At 68.1% G+C, this 16,341-nt stretch carries 18 protein-coding genes; 10 read left to right on the top strand and 8 right to left on the bottom strand.

Annotated features, from left to right (window positions below; translation table 11 throughout):
• The first annotated feature begins 48 nt into the window (after window positions 1-48).
• The 4 genes from H7K45_RS16000 (at window position 49) to H7K45_RS16015 (ending at window position 4,538) form a co-directional block, all read left to right on the top strand.
• The gene (locus tag H7K45_RS16000; protein WP_263996768.1) at window positions 49-1,458 is read left to right on the top strand and encodes a WS/DGAT/MGAT family O-acyltransferase; all 1,410 of its coding nucleotides are present in this window, start codon (window positions 49-51) and stop codon (window positions 1,456-1,458) included.
• An 18-nt stretch (window positions 1,459-1,476) separates the two neighbouring features.
• Window positions 1,477-2,004, top strand: coding sequence for a DUF6912 family protein (locus H7K45_RS16005; protein ID WP_263996769.1), 528 nt, complete (start codon window positions 1,477-1,479; stop codon window positions 2,002-2,004).
• 92 nt (window positions 2,005-2,096) lie between these two features.
• Window positions 2,097-3,242 carry a ferredoxin reductase gene (locus tag H7K45_RS16010; protein WP_263996770.1) on the top strand — a complete coding sequence of 382 codons (1,146 nt, stop codon included), beginning with the start codon at window positions 2,097-2,099 and terminating at the stop codon, window positions 3,240-3,242.
• A gap of 69 nt (window positions 3,243-3,311) precedes the next feature.
• Window positions 3,312-4,538, top strand: coding sequence for a fatty acid desaturase family protein (locus H7K45_RS16015; RefSeq protein ID WP_263996771.1), 1,227 nt, complete (start codon window positions 3,312-3,314; stop codon window positions 4,536-4,538).
• Window positions 4,539-4,601: 63 nt separating this feature from the next.
• On the opposite strand, the gene H7K45_RS16020 is transcribed toward H7K45_RS16015, so the two are convergent.
• The 4 genes from H7K45_RS16020 to aroA form a co-directional block, all read right to left on the bottom strand.
• Window positions 4,602-5,450 carry an aldo/keto reductase gene (locus tag H7K45_RS16020; protein ID WP_263996772.1) on the bottom strand — a complete coding sequence of 283 codons (849 nt, stop codon included), beginning with the start codon at window positions 5,448-5,450 and terminating at the stop codon, window positions 4,602-4,604.
• Between the two features lie 79 nt (window positions 5,451-5,529).
• On the bottom strand, window positions 5,530-6,378 hold the full coding sequence (locus tag H7K45_RS16025; RefSeq protein WP_263996773.1) for an aldo/keto reductase: 849 nt from the start codon (window positions 6,376-6,378) through the stop codon (window positions 5,530-5,532).
• A 25-nt stretch (window positions 6,379-6,403) separates the two neighbouring features.
• Window positions 6,404-7,384: a ribosome small subunit-dependent GTPase A gene (rsgA, locus tag H7K45_RS16030; RefSeq protein WP_263996775.1), complete on the bottom strand. Its 981-nt coding sequence runs from the start codon at window positions 7,382-7,384 to the stop codon at window positions 6,404-6,406.
• 13 nt (window positions 7,385-7,397) lie between these two features.
• Window positions 7,398-8,711: a 3-phosphoshikimate 1-carboxyvinyltransferase gene (gene aroA, locus H7K45_RS16035; protein ID WP_263996776.1), complete on the bottom strand. Its 1,314-nt coding sequence runs from the start codon at window positions 8,709-8,711 to the stop codon at window positions 7,398-7,400.
• A gap of 36 nt (window positions 8,712-8,747) precedes the next feature.
• Here aroA and H7K45_RS16040 point away from each other — a divergent pair, with 36 nt between their 5' ends.
• Window positions 8,748-9,518: an SOS response-associated peptidase gene (locus H7K45_RS16040; RefSeq protein WP_263996777.1), complete on the top strand. Its 771-nt coding sequence runs from the start codon at window positions 8,748-8,750 to the stop codon at window positions 9,516-9,518.
• On the top strand, window positions 9,515-11,023 hold the full coding sequence (locus H7K45_RS16045; protein WP_263996779.1) for a DUF7782 domain-containing protein: 1,509 nt from the start codon (window positions 9,515-9,517) through the stop codon (window positions 11,021-11,023). The genes H7K45_RS16040 and H7K45_RS16045 overlap by 4 nt, the downstream gene beginning before the upstream one ends.
• A gap of 14 nt (window positions 11,024-11,037) precedes the next feature.
• On the opposite strand, the gene H7K45_RS16050 is transcribed toward H7K45_RS16045, so the two are convergent.
• Genes H7K45_RS16050 through H7K45_RS16060 form a run of 3 tightly spaced genes read right to left on the bottom strand, consistent with a single transcriptional unit; the run spans window position 11,038 to window position 13,163 of the window.
• Window positions 11,038-11,805 carry a class I SAM-dependent methyltransferase gene (locus tag H7K45_RS16050; RefSeq protein WP_263997040.1) on the bottom strand — a complete coding sequence of 256 codons (768 nt, stop codon included), beginning with the start codon at window positions 11,803-11,805 and terminating at the stop codon, window positions 11,038-11,040.
• Window positions 11,805-12,650 carry an SDR family oxidoreductase gene (locus H7K45_RS16055; protein WP_263996780.1) on the bottom strand — a complete coding sequence of 282 codons (846 nt, stop codon included), beginning with the start codon at window positions 12,648-12,650 and terminating at the stop codon, window positions 11,805-11,807. The genes H7K45_RS16050 and H7K45_RS16055 overlap by 1 nt, the downstream gene beginning before the upstream one ends.
• Window positions 12,651-12,668: 18 nt before the next feature.
• Window positions 12,669-13,163, bottom strand: a complete 495-nt coding sequence (locus H7K45_RS16060) for a YbaK/EbsC family protein (protein WP_263996782.1) — start codon at window positions 13,161-13,163, stop codon at window positions 12,669-12,671.
• Window positions 13,164-13,373: 210 nt separating this feature from the next.
• Between H7K45_RS16060 and H7K45_RS16065 the strand changes: the two genes are divergently transcribed.
• Together H7K45_RS16065 and rsrA are read left to right on the top strand one after the other, a co-directional pair.
• Window positions 13,374-14,018, top strand: coding sequence for a sigma-70 family RNA polymerase sigma factor (locus H7K45_RS16065; protein WP_263996784.1), 645 nt, complete (start codon window positions 13,374-13,376; stop codon window positions 14,016-14,018).
• On the top strand, window positions 14,015-14,326 hold the full coding sequence (gene rsrA, locus H7K45_RS16070) for a mycothiol system anti-sigma-R factor (RefSeq protein ID WP_263996785.1): 312 nt from the start codon (window positions 14,015-14,017) through the stop codon (window positions 14,324-14,326). The genes H7K45_RS16065 and rsrA overlap by 4 nt, the downstream gene beginning before the upstream one ends.
• Window positions 14,327-14,333: 7 nt before the next feature.
• On the opposite strand, the gene H7K45_RS31695 is transcribed toward rsrA, so the two are convergent.
• Complete coding sequence (locus H7K45_RS31695) at window positions 14,334-14,426, bottom strand: 50S ribosomal protein bL37 (protein WP_369299094.1); 93 nt, start codon at window positions 14,424-14,426, stop codon at window positions 14,334-14,336.
• Window positions 14,427-14,550: 124 nt separating this feature from the next.
• On the opposite strand from H7K45_RS31695, the gene H7K45_RS16075 reads away from it, so the two are divergent.
• A complete protein-coding gene (locus tag H7K45_RS16075; RefSeq protein ID WP_263997041.1) occupies window positions 14,551-14,766 on the top strand; it encodes a biotin/lipoyl-binding carrier protein in 216 nt (71 codons plus the stop codon).
• A 26-nt stretch (window positions 14,767-14,792) separates the two neighbouring features.
• The gene (locus tag H7K45_RS16080) at window positions 14,793-16,292 is read left to right on the top strand and encodes a sensor histidine kinase (RefSeq protein WP_263996786.1); all 1,500 of its coding nucleotides are present in this window, start codon (window positions 14,793-14,795) and stop codon (window positions 16,290-16,292) included.
• Window positions 16,293-16,341: the final 49 nt, after the last annotated feature.

Genomic DNA, 16,341 nt, shown 5'->3' on the forward strand with positions numbered 1-16,341 from the left:
CGGATAGCGTGACGGGGTCGGGCGCGTGACGAGTGGAAGTGGGCGGCGATGGTGACGAGGTTGTCGGCCGCCGACGCGTCCTTCTACCACCTCGAGAACACCTCGACACCCATGTACGTGGGATCGCTGTCGATCCTGCGAAAGCCCCGCAACGGGCTGAGCTACGAGACTCTTCTCGAGACGGTCGAGCGGCGCCTGCCGCAGATCCCCCGGTACCGGCAGAAGGTGCGCGAGGTCGTCGGTGGGCTGGCCCGCCCGGTGTGGATCGACGACGGCGACTTCGACATCACCTATCACATCCGCCGGTCGGCGCTGCCGTCCCCGGGGAGCGACGCGCAGCTGCACGATCTGGTCGCGCGACTGGGTTCCCGCCCGTTGGACAAGTCGCGGCCGCTCTGGGAGATGTACCTCGTCGAGGGGCTGACCAAGAACCGCCTCGCGATCTACACCAAGTCGCATCAGGCCCTGGTGAACGGAATGACGGCGCTGGAGATCGGCCACGTCATCGCCGACCGCACGCAGAAGGCACCGGAATTCGGCGAGGACATCTGGATCCCGGCGCGCGAACCGAGCGACGCCCGGTTGGCGCTCGGCGCCGTCGGCGAGTTCGTCGCCCGGCCGGGCACCCAGTTGGAGGCGATGCGGTCGGCGGTCCTGGAAACCGTCACCAGCACGGGCGCGCTGGCCGAGGCGGGCCGCAGATTCGCCGTCGTCGCCCGCACGCTCGCCCGCGGCACCGCGCCGAGCAGTCCCCTCAACACCACCGTGTCGCGCAACCGTCGGTTCACGGTGGCTAGCCATCAACTCGACGACTACCGCAAGCTGCGTGCCCGCTACGACTGCGACGTCAACGACGTCGTCCTCGCGGTGGTGGCCGGGGCGTTGCGCAACTGGCTGCTGTCGCGCGGCGAGCCGGTGACGACGACGTCGACGATTCGGGCGATGGTGCCCATGTCGGTGTACCCGGAGGCAGAGTTGGACGCGGAGGGCCCGGGGCAGGCGATCCGCGAGGTGTCGCCGTTCCTGGTCGACCTGCCCACCGGTGAAGGCAACGCGGTGGTCAGGTTGTCCCAGATCGCCCACGCCACCGAGTCGCACTCCACCGCGGCGAGCCTGGTCGACGCGCGGACCATCGTCACGCTGTCCGGCTTCGCGCCACCGACGTTGCACGCCATGGGAACTCGGGTCGCCACCAGCTTCTCTGCTCGTCAGTTCAACCTGCTGATCACCAACGTGCCCGGCGCGCAGAAGCAGATGTACCTGGCGGGCACCAAGCTGCTGGAGACCTACTCGGTGCCGCCGCTACTGAACAAGCAGGTCCTCGCCATCGGGGTGACCTCCTACAACGGCATGCTCTACTTCGGCGTCAACGCCGACCGCGACGCGATGAGCGACGTCGACATGCTGCCCACGCTGCTGCGGGAGTCCCTCGACGAACTGCTGGAGGCAGCGCAATAGACGGGCCGCTAGTCTGCCTTGGTGCGTGTCTACATACCGGCGACCCTGGCCATGCTCCAGCGGCTCGTCGCCGATCAGTCGATGCACGCCTTGAGCGGGACGGCGTTCGCCGTGACCCCGACGCTGCGGGAGTCCTACGCCGAGGGTGACGATGACGAACTCGCCGAGGTGGCGTTGCGGGAGGCGGCGCTGGCGTCGCTGCGGTTGTTGGCGGCCGAGGAAGCGTCCGGAGGCGACCCGGGAGACGACACCGAGGGGTTGCCGTTGCGGCGGGCGGTACTGGTCGCCGACGTCGAGGGCGCGACGATTCGGCCGGACCTCGACGACGCGGTCGTCCGGCTGGCGGGGCCGGTGGCAGTCGGCGACGTCGTCGCGGCCTACATCGACAACGCCGCGGCCGAGCCCGCGGTGAAGGCGGCGATGGCCGTGGTCGACCTGGCGGACTTCGGTGACGAGGACGCGGAGTTGACCGTCGGCGACGCCCAGGACCACGACCTCGCCTGGTATGCCACCCAGGAGCTCCCGTTTCTGCTCGAGCTGCTGTGAGGCCTGGCTGCCACGCCGGAAGTTACGGTACCGTAGGTTGCCGGCCGAGAGCCGATTCGCGGACATTCGGGGATAGCTGAGCAGGAGCCGTCATGGCCAAGAACGAGATCAAGATCGCTGCTAACGTGGCCGACACCATCCGCCCAAATCTCAAGGGCGCCAACAAGCATCCCGGGTTGCAGGCCCTGCGATCGGTAGTCGGGCGCATCACCACGCCGCTGCTGCCCGACGACTACCTCAAGCTGGCCAACCCGCTGTGGTCGGCGCGCGAGCTGCGCGGCCGGGTGGTCGAGGTGCGGCGCGAGACGGTCGACTCGGCAACCCTGGTCATCAAGCCGGGCTGGGGTTTTCACTTCGACTATCAACCCGGGCAGTACGTCGGCATCGGGGTGTTGATGAACGGCCGGTGGCGGTGGCGGTCCTACTCGCTGACCTCGACACCGGTCACCCGTGACCGTCTGATCACCATCACGGTCAAGGCGATGCCCGAGGGATTCCTGTCCGCGCATCTGGTGGACGGTGTCACGCCCGGCACGATCGTGCGGCTGGCCGCACCGCAGGGCAACTTCGTCATACCGGACCCGGCGCCTGCGTCGGTGTTGTTCCTCACCGCCGGATCGGGGATCACGCCGGTGATGTCGATGCTGCGGACCCTCGCGAGGCGCAACGGAATCGGCGGCACGGGTCACGTGGTGCACGTGCACTCGGCCCCCACCGAGTCCGACGTGATGTTCGCCGCCGAACTGGCCCGCCTGCACGACGCTCACGACGGGTATCGGCTGATCGTGCGTCCGACCCGCACGCAGGGCAGGCTGGACCTCGCCCAGCTCTCCGAGGTCGTACCGGACTGGCGCGACCGGGACACGTGGGCGTGTGGTCCCGAGAGCATGCTCGACGACGCGCACCGACTGTGGTCCTCGGAGCGCATTCAGGACCGCCTGCACCTGGAGAGGTTCGCCGCAACCCGTGCGCCGACGCGGGGGACGGGTGGCACGGTCACCTTCGAGCGCAGCGGCAAGACCGTCGACGTCGACGCCGCCACCTCGCTGATGGACGCGGGGGAGGACGCGGGCATCCGGATGCCGTTCGGGTGCCGGATGGGCATCTGCCAATCGTGTGTCGTCGGACTGGTCGACGGTCACGTCAGGGACCTGCGCACGGGTGTCGAGCACGAACCGGGTAGTCGCGTGCAGACCTGCGTTTCCGCAGCGTCTGGCGATTGTGTCCTGGACGTGTGACCTTTACTGGCTAGTAACCTACGGAATCGTAGGTTACGCTAACGTAGGCAGTTGACAGGAGGCTGAACGATGGCAGTAACCGACGTACCGGCATTCACGCACCTGACCGAAGCGGACATCGAGAATCTCGGCAACGAACTCGACGCGATCCGACAGGACATCGAAGACTCCCGCGGGGAACGCGACTCTCGCTACATCCGCCGCACCATTGCGGCGCAGCGCGCCCTCGAGGTGGCCGGCCGCGTCATGCTGGCCGCCAGCTCACGGCGCTCGGCGTGGTGGGCGGGCACCGCGACTCTCGGCGTGGCCAAGATCATCGAGAACATGGAGATCGGCCACAACGTCATGCACGGCCAATGGGATTGGATGAACGATCCCGAAATTCACTCCTCGACGTGGGAGTGGGACATGAGCGGGGCGTCCAAGCACTGGCGCTTCACCCACAACTTCATGCACCACAAGTACACGAACATCCTCGGGATGGACGACGACGTCGGCTACGGCGTCATCCGCGTCACCCGCGACGCCAAGTGGACCCCGTTCAACCTCTACGGCAACCTGTTGTTCAACACGTTGTTGGCCATCGGGTTCGAATGGGGCGTCGGACTGCAGCACCTAGAACTCGGCAAGATCTCCAAGGGCCGCGACGACCGTGCGGCAACGCTGAAGCGGGTCAAGGAGTTTGGCGTCAAGGCCGGCCACCAGCTGATCAAGGACTACGTCGCCTACCCGGCGCTGACGTCCCTTTCGCCTGGCGCGACCTACACGTCGACCCTGAAGGCCAATGCGGTGGCCAACGTCATCCGCAACGTCTGGGCCAACGCCGTCATCTTCTGCGGCCACTTCCCCGACGGCGCGGAGAAGTTCACCAAGACCGACATGGTGGGCGAGAGCCGCGGTCAGTGGTACCTGCGACAGATGTTGGGCAGCGCGAACTTCGAGGCAGGGCCCACGCTGCGATTCATGAGCGGCAACCTGTGCCACCAGATCGAGCATCACCTGTACCCGGACCTGCCCAGCAACCGGTTGCACGAAATCAGCGTCCGCGTCCGGCAGATCTGCGAGAAGTACGACTTGCCGTACACGACGGGCAATTTCGCGGTGCAGTACGGAAAGACGTGGCGCACCATCGCCAAGTTGTCGCTGCCGGACAAGTTCCTGCGCGACACCGCTGACGACGCGCCCGAGACCCGCAGCGAGCGGATGTTCGCCGAGCTCGAGCCCAGCGAGCGTCGCGGGCTGAAGTCGGCGATCGCCGCGGTGCGAGCGAGACGCCGCGCCAAGGTCGACGCCTAGGATCGACGAAAACGGCGGGGAGATTGCGATGCGCAATCTCCCCGCCGTTTTTCGTGTCGCGGCTTAGTCGGGGATGTAGTCGAACGTGTCCGGGTTGGGTCCGGTACGCCCTTCCTCACCCTTGTCGAGACCGGTCAATTCGTCGACGTCGTGATCGCTGAGTTCGAAGTCGAAGATCTCGAAGTTCTCTTCAATCCGCTTGGGCGTCACCGACTTCGGGAAGACGATGTCACCACGCTGGATGTGCCAGCGCAGCACGACCTGCGCCGGGGTCTTGCCCGCCGCCTCGGCAATCCTCGTCACGACGGAATCGTCGAGCACCTTGCCCTGAGCGATGGGGGACCAGGCTTCCACGGCGATGTCGTGTTCGGCGCAATAGGCCCGGACCTCTTCGTTGGTGAAGTACGGGTGGACCTCGATCTGGTTGACCGCGGGGACCGTGTCGGTCTCATTGGCCAAGCGCTCGAGGTGATGCGTCTGGAAGTTCGACACCCCGATGCTGCGGGCCCGGCCGTCGCGCCGGAACTCCTCGAGCACCCGCCACGTCGACATGAAGTCGCCGTTGTAGAGCGTCGGCAGCGGCCAGTGGATCAGGAAGAGGTCGACGTAGTCGAAGCCGAGTTTGCTCAGGGTCTCGTCGAACGCCTTGCGGGCGGCGTCGGGTTCGTGAAATCCGTTGTTGAGCTTGCTGGTGACGAAGACGTCTGCGCGGTCGAGTCCCGAATCGCGGACGCCCTGGCCGACACCGGCCTCGTTCTGGTACATCTCGGCGGTGTCGATGTGCCGGTAGCCGATGTCCAGAGCGGTCTTCACCGCACCTGCGGTCTCGTCCGGATCTATCTGAAACACGCCGAATCCGAGCTGCGGAATGTGCGCGCCGGTGCTGAGTTCGATCGTCGGTACGTTGGTCATGTACTAGGCCTCCTTTGGCGATTTGCCCCTGTGTGCGTGCCCGTTTCGACCGGCACGCAAACCGGGCTCGGAGTCCGTCTCACCTGGAGATGACGTCGAAGGTGTCGGGGTTGGAACCCACCCGACCGGCGGGGCCACGGTCCAACAGGTCGACGGCGGCGACCTGCTCGTCGCTCAGGTCGAAGTCGAACACCGCGAAGTTCTGCGCGATGCGGATCGGGGACACCGACTTCGGAAACACGATGTCTCCTCGTTGGAGATGCCAGCGAAGGACCACCTGGGCTGGCGACCTGCCGGTCGACGTGGCCACCCGTCGAATCACCGGGTCGTCGAGGAGCGTGCCGCGCGCCAGCGGCGACCAGGCTTCGAATGCGATCCCGTGCCGCTTGCAGTAGTCCCGGACCGCGGCGTTGGTGAAGTAGGGGTGAGCCTCGACCTGGTTGACGGCGGGCACGGTGTCGGTCTCGGCGGCAAGGCGCTCCAAATGCGGGATCTGAAAGTTCGACACGCCGATGCTGCGGGCTCGGCCGTCGGCGGCGAACTCTTCGAGGGTCCGCCAGGTGGAGACGAAGTCCCCGCCGTAACGCGTCGGCAGTGGCCAGTGAATCAAGAAGAGGTCGACGTAGTCCGACCCGATCGCCGTGAGGGTGTCCTCGAAAGCCCTTCGCGCAGCGTCGGGTTCGTGGAATCCGTTGTCCAGCTTGCTGGTGACGAAGACGTCGCGACGGTCGACGCCCGCGTCGCGGATGCCCTGGCCAACACCGTGCTCGTTGTGGTACATCGCCGCGGTGTCGAGATGGCGGTAGCCGACGTCGAGGGCCGTCCGCACCGCGGCGGCGGTCTCCTCGGGGGCGACCTTGTAGACGCCGAATCCGAGCTGGGGTATCCGCACGTCGCCGCCGAGGGTGATCTCGGGGACCGTAGTCATGTCCGTCTCCTCTCGGGCGGGGCAGTTAGTCGGCGGCCATCGCGGCCAGCAGTCGCCGCGTGGCCGCGACGCGGTCGGCGGCGTGCCCGGTCAGCTCGTCGAGCGCGCAGTCCGGGTCCGCCGGCGGTCCCATGTGGCCACAGCCGCGCGGACACCTCTCGATGGCCTCGGCGAGGTCGGAAAAGGCCAGCATCACGTCGGCAGGAGCGATGTGGGCCAGCCCGAAGGACCGAATGCCGGGGGTGTCGACGACCCACCCCTCATCCTGCAGGGGCAACGCCACCGACTGGGTCGAGGTGTGCCTGCCCTTGCCGACGCCGGAGACCACCCCGACCGCTCGACGGGCCTCGGGCACCAGCCGGTTGACCATCGTGGACTTGCCGACGCCGGAGTGACCCACCAGCACGGTCAACTTGCCGACCAGGAGATCGTCGACCACGGCGAGGTCGTCGTCGCGGCCCGCGGTCACGACGGTCAGGTCCAGTCCGGCGAATTGCGCCGCGAACGGCTCGGCTGGGGCCAGGTCGGTCTTGGTCAAGCAGAGGATGGGTTCGAGCCCGCCGACGTAGGCGGCGATCAACGACCGCTCGACGAACCCGGTGCGCGGCGGCGGGTCGGCCAGGGCGACCACCATCAAAAGCTGGTCGGCGTTGGCGACCAGCACGCGTTCGGTCGGGTCGGTGTCGTCTGCGGTGCGGCGCAACACAGTTCGCCGTTCCCCGCGCCGGACGATCCGGGCCAGGGTGTCGGCTTGCCCCGACAGGTCGCCGACGACGTCGACCTCGTCACCCACCACGATCGGCGTGCGGCCGAGCTCCCGGGCCCGCATCGCGGTGACGACGTGGTTGGGATCCCCGCCCAGCGCGCACCCCCACCGGCCCCGGTCGACGGTGACGACCATCGCCGCGCGCGCGTCGAGGTGTTCGGGCCGGGTCTTGGTCCGCGGCCGCGACCCACGGCCGGGGCGGATCCGGACGTCGGATTCGTCCCAGTCGTTCTCGTTCAAGAGTGCCGCGCTCTCAACGGGTTTCGAGTACCTGTCCGGCCAGCATGTCGGCCCACATCCCGGGAAAGTCGGGCAGCGTCTTGGCGGTGGTGGCGATGTCCTCGACCTCGACGCCCGGCACCCTCAAGCCGACGACGGCGCCGGCGGTCGCCATTCGGTGATCGGCGTAGGAGTGCCACACGCCGCCGTGCATCGGCGCGGCGGTGATGGTCAGGCCGTCCTCGGTTTCCTCACACCGGCCGCCGAGGCCGTTGATCTCGGCGGTCAGGGCCGCCAGTCGGTCGGTCTCGTGACCGCGCAGGTGGGCGATCCCGGTGAGGTGCGACACCGAGCCGACTTCGGCCAGGCTCGCCAGGGCCGCGAACGCCGGGGCGAGTTCGCCGACGTCGTGCAGGTCGACGTCGAACCCGGGGTAGCCGTCGACGGAGCCCTTGACCTCCAGGTGCGAATCTCCGTGCAGGACCGACGATCCCGTCTTGCCCAGCAGCTCGAGGATGCTCGACGAGGGTTGGACGCTGACCTGGGGCCAGCCGATGATGCGGACCGTACCTGCGGTTACGGCGGCGGCGGCCAGGAACGGCACCGCATTCGACAGATCGGGTTCGACGTCCCAGTGCCGGGCGGCGACGGGACCCGGTGCGACCGCCCAGCGGTTGGGCGTCGAGTCGTTCACCGACACGCCCGCCTGGCGCAGCATCGTCACCGTCATCGCCACGTGCGGGGCCGACGGCACCGACTCGCCGGTGTGCACGACGGTCAGCCCGTCGCGGAACGTCGCTCCCGACAGCAGCAGGCCGGACACGAATTGCGACGACGCCGAAGCGTCGATGTGCACGGTGCCCCCGGCCACGGAGCCCTCGCCGCGGACCCGGAACGGCATGGCGTCGCCCTCGAGACGGACGCCGAGGCCACGCAGGCCGTCGAGCAGGGGAGCGATCGGGCGCTTCCGTGCTTGCTCGTCGCCGTCGAAGGTGACGACTTCGCCGCCGAGCGCCGCGACCGGCGGCACGAACCGCAGGACGGTGCCGGCGAGTCCGCAGTCGACGGTGGCGTCGGCGACGGGGGAGATGGACCCGCTCACGCGCAGGTCGGTGCCCGCCCCGTCGAGCGTCAGTCCCAGGGTCCGTAGTGCGCCGATCATCAGGTCGGTGTCACGGCTGCGCAGCGCCCCGCCGATGGTCGAGGTGCCCTGGGGGCTCGCCAACGCGGCGAGGATCAACGCGCGGTTGGTCTGCGACTTGGAGCCCGGGACCTCGACGGTTGCATGGATCGGCATCGTCACCGACGGTGCCTGCCACGCGCCTGCGTTCTCCGTCATGCCGTCCATCCTGCCTTGTCGGCTGCTTCTGCCACCATGGGACGTATGTGTGGGCGATTCGCGGTGACGACCGATCCGGCGCTGCTGGCCGAGAAGATCAAGGCGATCGACGAGACCATCGCGGCCACCGAATCCACGGATCCGCCGCAGCCGAACTTCAACGTCGCACCGACGACGACGATCAGCTCGGTGGTCAAACGGCACACCGAACCCGACGACGAGTCGACCCGACGCCTGCGCTCGATGCGGTGGGGGTTGCTCCCACCGTGGGTGAAGGCCAAGGCCGACGGCAGCCCCGAGACCAAGGGGCCGCTGCTCATCAATGCGCGCGCCGAGACGGTCACCACCTCGGCGGCGTTCCGTGCCGCGGCCAAGACCAAGCGGTGCCTGATTCCGATGGACGGCTGGTACGAATGGCGCCCTGGCGCGGAGACGGCGGACGGCAAGAAGGGTGCGAAGACGCCGTTCTTCATGCACGGCGCCGACGGTGAGCCGCTGTTCATGGGCGGCCTGTGGTCGACGTGGCGACCCGCCAAGGACGCCGCGCCGCTGCTGACGTGCACCATCATCACCACCGAGTCCGCGGGTCCGCTGGCCGAGATTCACGACCGCATGCCGTTGAGCATCAGCGAATGCGACTGGGACCGGTGGCTGGATCCCGACGCTCCGATGGACGACGGCCTGTTGCGCGGTCACGGTGATCTCGACCGCATCGCGGTACGGGAGGTGTCGCGGCTGGTCAACAGCATTCGCAACAACGGGCCAGAGCTGATCGAACCTGCCGAGCCGCGCGCCGAGCAGGGAACCCTGTTGTGAACCATCCGCTTCACGCGACCAGCGTCGTCGACGCGCTGGCCGCCGATCTGCGCAGCGCGGACTACTCCACCGACGGTGTCACCAACCTGCTCGGCGCCGACGCCAACGCGGCCTTCAGCCGTGGGCTGTGGTGGTCGGCGTTGCGCGTCACCGACCGGGCTGGCGCCGATGACGAACGCCTCGCGATTCTGGTGCGGCTCTTCCTGCTGGGCGCCGGGGAGTCACCGGAACGCGTCGCGGTCGCCATGCCGACGGTCGGCGTCGACGCCCTGATCGACAACGGTGTCGTCGTACGACTCGACGACGGGTCGCTGCGGGCGGCGCTGGACATCCGCCCGCACGGCGACGGCGTGCGCGACTTCCTGGTGGTCTCCGATCAGGACGCCGCGATGCATCCCGGGCCCGTGCACCACGACCACGTCCTCGGCATCGGCGGGGCTTCCGTCACGCTGGCTCACGCGGTGGTGCGCTCGCCGGTCGGGCGCGCCTTGGACGTCGGCACCGGAAGTGGCATCCAGGCTCTGCACCTGTCGGGGCACTGCGAGCAGATCGTCGCCACCGACACCAACGAACGGGCGCTGGCGCTCGCCGCGGCGACCGCGCGGCTCAACGGCATGCGATGGGACCTGCGGGCTGGAAGCCTCTTCGAGCCCGTGGCGGGTGAGCGCTTCGACCTCATCGTGTCCAACCCGCCGTTCGTCGTGGGCACCGGTGCGCTGGACTACCTCTACCGCGACTCCGGAATGGCCGGAGATGCGTTGTCGCAGAAGCTGATCGAAGAGGTGGGCGACCATCTCGAACCCGGTGGCACCGCGCAGATCATGGCCAATTGGATGGTGCGCGACGGGCAAGACTGGCGCGAGCGGGTTCGAGGCTGGCTGGCGGGCACGGGCCTGCACGCGTGGGTGGTGCAGCGAGAGTTCGCCGATCCGATCAGCTACGTGTCGCTGTGGACGTCGGACGCGGGCGAGCGGCCCGAGGACGCCGCTCGGCGGGGCGGGTCGTGGCTGGACTGGTTCGCCGACGAGGGGGTGGCCGGCGTCGGCATGGGGATGATCATGGTGCGGGCGCCGCGCCGTGGGGAGCATCGCCCACCGGAGCAGATCCTGGAGGAGATCACCGAAGCCGACGAGGGCCTCACCGGGCCCGAGGTGGAGGCCTTCTTCGCGCGGCGGCAATACCTCTACGACACCGATGACGCCGTGCTGCTGGCTGCCAAGTTGTCCACCGCTCCGGTGGTGCTGGAGGAGCAGTCGCTGCCGGGGCCCGACGGCTGGCAGGTGGTCGGTGCCGCCGTGCGTCGCCCCGGTGGCCCCGGCGCGGTGCTGGGCGTCGACGAGGTGTCGCGTGCGTTGCTCGCCGGGTGTCGGGGAGAGGTGCCGTTGGGCAGTCTCGTCGAGCTGCTGGCCGCCCACCACGGGGTCGACGCCGACGCGCTCGCCGAGGCGGCCATGCCCGTGGTGCGCGAGGCGATTGGGCGCGGAATCCTCTACCAGGCGCCGTAAGAACGGAACCCTGCTCAGCGGCGGACGGCGGTGATCACCGCGTAGGGCGCCTCGAAGCGGACCCCGCCTCCGTCGGTGACGTGGGCCGAAAGGGCGTCGTCGAAGGCGGCCTGCAGTCTGTCGCCGACGCTCCCGTCGACGCGGGTGAACAGGTCGACGTGCATGGGCGACTCGTACCGCATGAAGTGCAGGGCGTCGTCCTTCGAGTCGAACGTCCACGCGAGCGTCCCGTCGTCGATCTCGACGTCGGCGAACGTCGCGTCGAGCCGCTCGGTGGCGACGGCGCGCTCACCCCACTGGTCGGGGGTGAACCCCCGATTCGGTGGCGGTCCGAGCACCGTGACGATCGGATCGAACATCGGGTTGTCCCCGGAGCGCACCCACGACGAGAACGCCAGCACGCCACCTGGTTCGAGCAGGCGGGCGATCTCGGCGACCTGCTGCTGCGGCTCGACGAAGATGACGCCCATGTTGGAGACCGCGACGTCGAACGACGCGTCGGGCAACCCGGTCGCCGAGGCGTCGGCGACCACCCAGGTGACGTGGTGGCCGGCATCGGTCGCCGCGCGTCGGGCGATGTCGACCAGTTCGGGGGTCACGTCGACGCCGGTGACCAGCGCGCCGCGACCTGCAGCCGCCAACGCGGCGTTGCCCGTGCCGCAGGCCAGGTCGACGAGGCGTGCCCCGTCGAGCGCGCGGCGGCGTCCAGCGGCCTCGACGGTCTCACCGGCGACGACGGCGATGCGCTCGGCCACCGACTCGTAGCGGCCGCCGGCCCACATCAGGAGCCGTAGCCCGGCGGGTTGGGTGTCTCGACCCACAGGTCGACGCCCAGTTCGGAACCGGGCACGCAGTCGTAGACCGACAGGTCGGTGACGCCGGACTCCACCAGGACGTCCTCGCACAGCACGGAGTTGCCGGTGTACTCGCGGGCCGGCTTGTTGAAGATGACGTAGGCCGCGTCGGCGTAGACCTCGGGTTTGCGGGCCCGGCTCATCGCCTCCTCGCCGCCGAGGAGGTTCTTCACCGCGGCGGTGGCGACCAGTGTCCGTGGCCACAACGTGTTGGAGGCGATGCCGTCGCCCCGCAGTTCCTCGGCGATCCCGAGCGCGCACAACGTCATGCCGTACTTGGCCATCATGTAGGCCGTCGGCTTGAGCCACTTCGATTCCAGCAGGATCGGCGGCGACAGCGTGAGGATGTGCGGATTGTCGCGGCCCACCATGTGCGGGATGCACGCCTGCGACACCGCATAGGTACCCCGGACGTTGATGCCGTTCATGAGGTCGAAGCGTTTGAGCGGCACCTCGGTGATCGACCCGAGGTTGATCGCCGAGGCGTTGTTCACGCAGAGGTCGATGCCGCCAAATTGCGAAACGGCTTGTGCCACGGCCGATTCGACCGACTCGCCGTCGCGGACGTCGCCGAGGATCGGCAGCGCGTGCCCGCCGGCCTCCTCGATCTCCTTGGCGGCGGTGAAGATGGTGCCCTCGAGTTTCGGGTGGGGTTCTGCGGTCTTGGCGACCAAGGCGACGTTGGCGCCGTCGGCGGCCGCGCGCTTGGCGATCGCGAGCCCGATGCCACGGCTGGCGCCGGAGATGAACATGGTCTTTCCCGAGAGCGACATGGCATCACCCTAGAACCGTCACGGCGCGAGCACGTCGACGGTCACCGCCTTGGTGAGTCGCACCAGATCCGCGGGGGCGAGGGCCACCTGCAACCCGCGCTTGCCCGCACTGCACAGCACGCGGTCCCAGGCGTACGCCGAGTCGTCCACGACCGTCGGCAGCGTCCGGCGCTGGCCCAGCGGTGAGATGCCGCCGACGACGTACCCGGTCGACCGTTCGGCGGCGGCGCGATCGGCGAGATCGGCCCGAGGCGCGCCCAGCGCGGCGGCAGCGGCCTTGAGCGACAGCTTGTATGGAACGGGAAGCACCGCGACGGCCAGACTCGACGGCAGCGCGATGACCAACGTCTTGAACACCTGCTCTGGGGACACCTCGACGCCGGCGGCGGCGAGCGCCGCCACCGCCTCGTCCCCGAAGGCGTCGTTGCGCGGATCGTGGTGGTAGCTCAGGACCTCGTGGTCGACGTTCGCCGCGACGAGGGCGGCGATCGCCGGGGTCGCTGCACGGGCCACGGCCTCACCATAGTGGGGATTCGAGGGGAACATTCGTGGCTATCCATGCTGTTGTTCTGCATCGATGGGCGCCGTGGGGGCGACTCCGTCAGTACGAGCCACTAGGATCGGAAGGAAGGAGACACCTCGGTGCCAACGCTTTGCCTGGAACGGCCGGTCTACGACCCGGTTTCGTTCGGTGCCGCGACAGAAGGGACGGTGTCGATCCAGATGACCGATCTCGACGGAGCGGCACCCGCCGCGGCCGAAGAACCGTTGATCGAGACGGACGCCGAGCTCACGGCACGTTTCGAGCGCGATGCGATACCGCTGCTGGACCAGTTGTACGGCGGCGCGCTGCGCATGACCCGCAATCCAGCCGACGCCGAGGATCTCCTGCAGGAGACGATGGTCAAGGCCTACGCCGGTTTCCGGTCGTTCCGTGCCGGGACGAACCTCAAGGCGTGGCTGTACCGCATCCTCACCAACACCTACATCAACAGCTACCGCAAGAAGCAACGGCAGCCCGCGGAGTACCCGACCGACGAAATCACCGACTGGCAGCTGGCGGCGAACGCCCAGCACACGTCAACTGGTCTGCGATCGGCCGAGGTCGAGGCGATGGAGGCGCTGCCGGACACCGAGATCAAGGCCGCGCTGCAGGCGCTGCCCGAGGAGTTCCGGATGGCGGTGTACTACGCAGACGTCGAGGGGTTCCCCTACAAGGAGATCGCCGAGATCATGGACACGCCCATCGGCACGGTGATGTCCCGGTTGCACCGTGGACGCAAGCAACTTCGTGAACTGCTGGCCGACGTCGCGAGGGATCGCGGCTTCATCCGAGGCCAGATCGAGCCCGAGGAGGTGTCTTCGTGAACGACGAATTTTCACGACCCGAGGAGCACACGTTCCGCCCGCCGGTGGGTCCGGTCGACCCCGCCCATCCCGAGTGTGCGTCGGTGATCGCGGAGGTATGGACGCTGCTCGACGGTGAATGCACCACCGAGACGCGTGACAAACTGCGTCACCACCTCGAAGAATGCCCGACCTGCCTGCGCCAATACGGCATCGAGGAACGCGTGAAGCGCCTCATCGCCACCAGGTGCAGTGGCGACAAGGCGCCGGATTCACTGCGGGCGCGGCTGCGAGTCGAGATCAGCCGCACCACCATCATCAGCAGCTAGGCAGCAGTTACTTCACTGCCTTCGAACCGCAGTTCGGGCGCTTGCCGTGATTGGCCTGGGTGTGCTTGCGATCGCGCTTCTTACGGCCACGCTTGGCCATGGTGGTCCTCCAATGGGTCAATTGCTTGCCCGTCAGTGTCTCACGCTCGCACCACTGCATTCCAATCCCGGGCGTGTGGTTCGATAGACACCGCAGGGGCGGCTCTAGAGACGAGTGGGTGAAGATGGCCGAGGACGTTCGCGCCGAGATCGTGGCCAGTGTGCTCGAGGTCGTGGTCAGCGAAGGCGACGACATCAACGAGGGCGACACGGTCGTCCTCTTGGAATCCATGAAGATGGAGATTCCGGTGCTCGCCGAGGCGTCCGGCACGGTGACCGCGGTCAACGTCGCCGTCGGCGACGTCATCCAGGCCGGCGATCTCATCGCCGTCATCAGCTAGGTCAACCACACCGAGAGGCCAGGTCCGTGTCGACCCTCGGTGATCTTCTCGCCGAGCACACGATGCTGCCCGGCAACGCCGTCGACCATTTGCACGCCGTGGTGGGCGAGTGGCAGATGCTGGCAGATCTGTCCTTCGCCGACTATTTGATGTGGGTACGCCACGACGACGGTTCGCTGGTGTGCGTGGCGCAGGTTCGCCCCAACACGGCGCCCACGGTGCTTCTGGCCGACGCGGTGGGCACCGTGAACACCGCTGCGGACATGCCGGTCGTAGTCGCCGCATTCGCCTCAGGGGCGATCGGGCGCGAGCCAGAGGCGGACCTCCTCGGTTCGTCGGAGGGTCGATGGCTCAACGTCGAGGCCGTTCCCGTGCGCCACGGCGATCACGTGGTGGCCGTCCTCACCCATCAGACGGCCCTCGCCGATCAGCGCAAGGTCAGCCCGCTCGAGCGTGCCTACCTCGACTGCGCCGCAGACATCCTGCACATGCTCTCCGAGGGCACCTTCCCCAACGTGGGCGACATCGCGATGTCGCGGTCGAGCCCCCGGGTGGGTGACGGATTCATCCGGCTCGACGAGGTCGGCGAGGTGAGCTTCGCCAGCCCGAACGCCATCTCGGCGTATCACCGCATGGGGCTCAACGCCGAGCTCGAGGGACACAACCTCGTCACCATCACCCGACCGTTGATCTCCGACCCGTTCGAGGCCCAGGAACTGGCCAACCACGTCCGTGACTCCCTCTCGGGCGGATCCAGCATGCGCATGGAGGTCGACGCCGGGGGAGCGGCGGTGCTGCTTCGCACCATTCCGATGGTGGTCCACGGCGCGGCGGCCGGCGCGGCCGTCCTGATCCGTGACGTGACCGAGGTCAAGCGCCGCGACCGGGCCCTGCTGTCCAAGGACGCGACGATCCGCGAGATCCACCATCGCGTGAAGAACAATTTGCAGACCGTCGCCGCGCTGCTGCGGCTGCAGGCCCGGCGCACCAACAACGCCGAGGGCAGGGATGCGCTCATCGAGTCGGTACGACGGGTGTCGTCGATTGCCCTGGTGCACGACGCGCTGTCGATGTCGGTCGACGAGGAGGTCAACCTCGACGAGGTGGTCGACCGCATCGTCCCGATCATGAACGACGTCGCCTCGGTGGGCAGGCCCGTTCGCATCAACCGCGTGGGCGATCTGGGCGTCCTCGACGCCGACCGCGCCACCGCGCTGGTCATGGTCATCACCGAGCTCGTCCAGAACGCGATAGAACACGCCTACGACTCGACCTCGGAGAACGGGAGCGTGACGATCCGGGCAGAGCGGTCGGCCCGCTGGCTCGACGTCGTCGTCCACGACGACGGCCGAGGTCTTCCGGAGGGGTTCAGCCTGGAGAAGTCGGACAGTCTGGGGCTGCAGATCGTGCGAACGTTGGTGGCCGCCGAGCTGGACGGGTCGTTGGGCATGCACGCGGTGCCGACGGGCGGAACGGACGTGGTCCTGCGGGTGCCCGTCGGTCGGCGGGGACGCTCCGCTCAGTAACGCATTCTTTACATTCTTGGCAATCCGACGGGATGTCGGGCGGGCAAAA

The organism is Mycobacterium yunnanensis, assembly GCF_025823185.1.
In the GTDB taxonomy this organism is placed as follows: domain Bacteria; phylum Actinomycetota; class Actinomycetes; order Mycobacteriales; family Mycobacteriaceae; genus Mycobacterium; species Mycobacterium yunnanensis.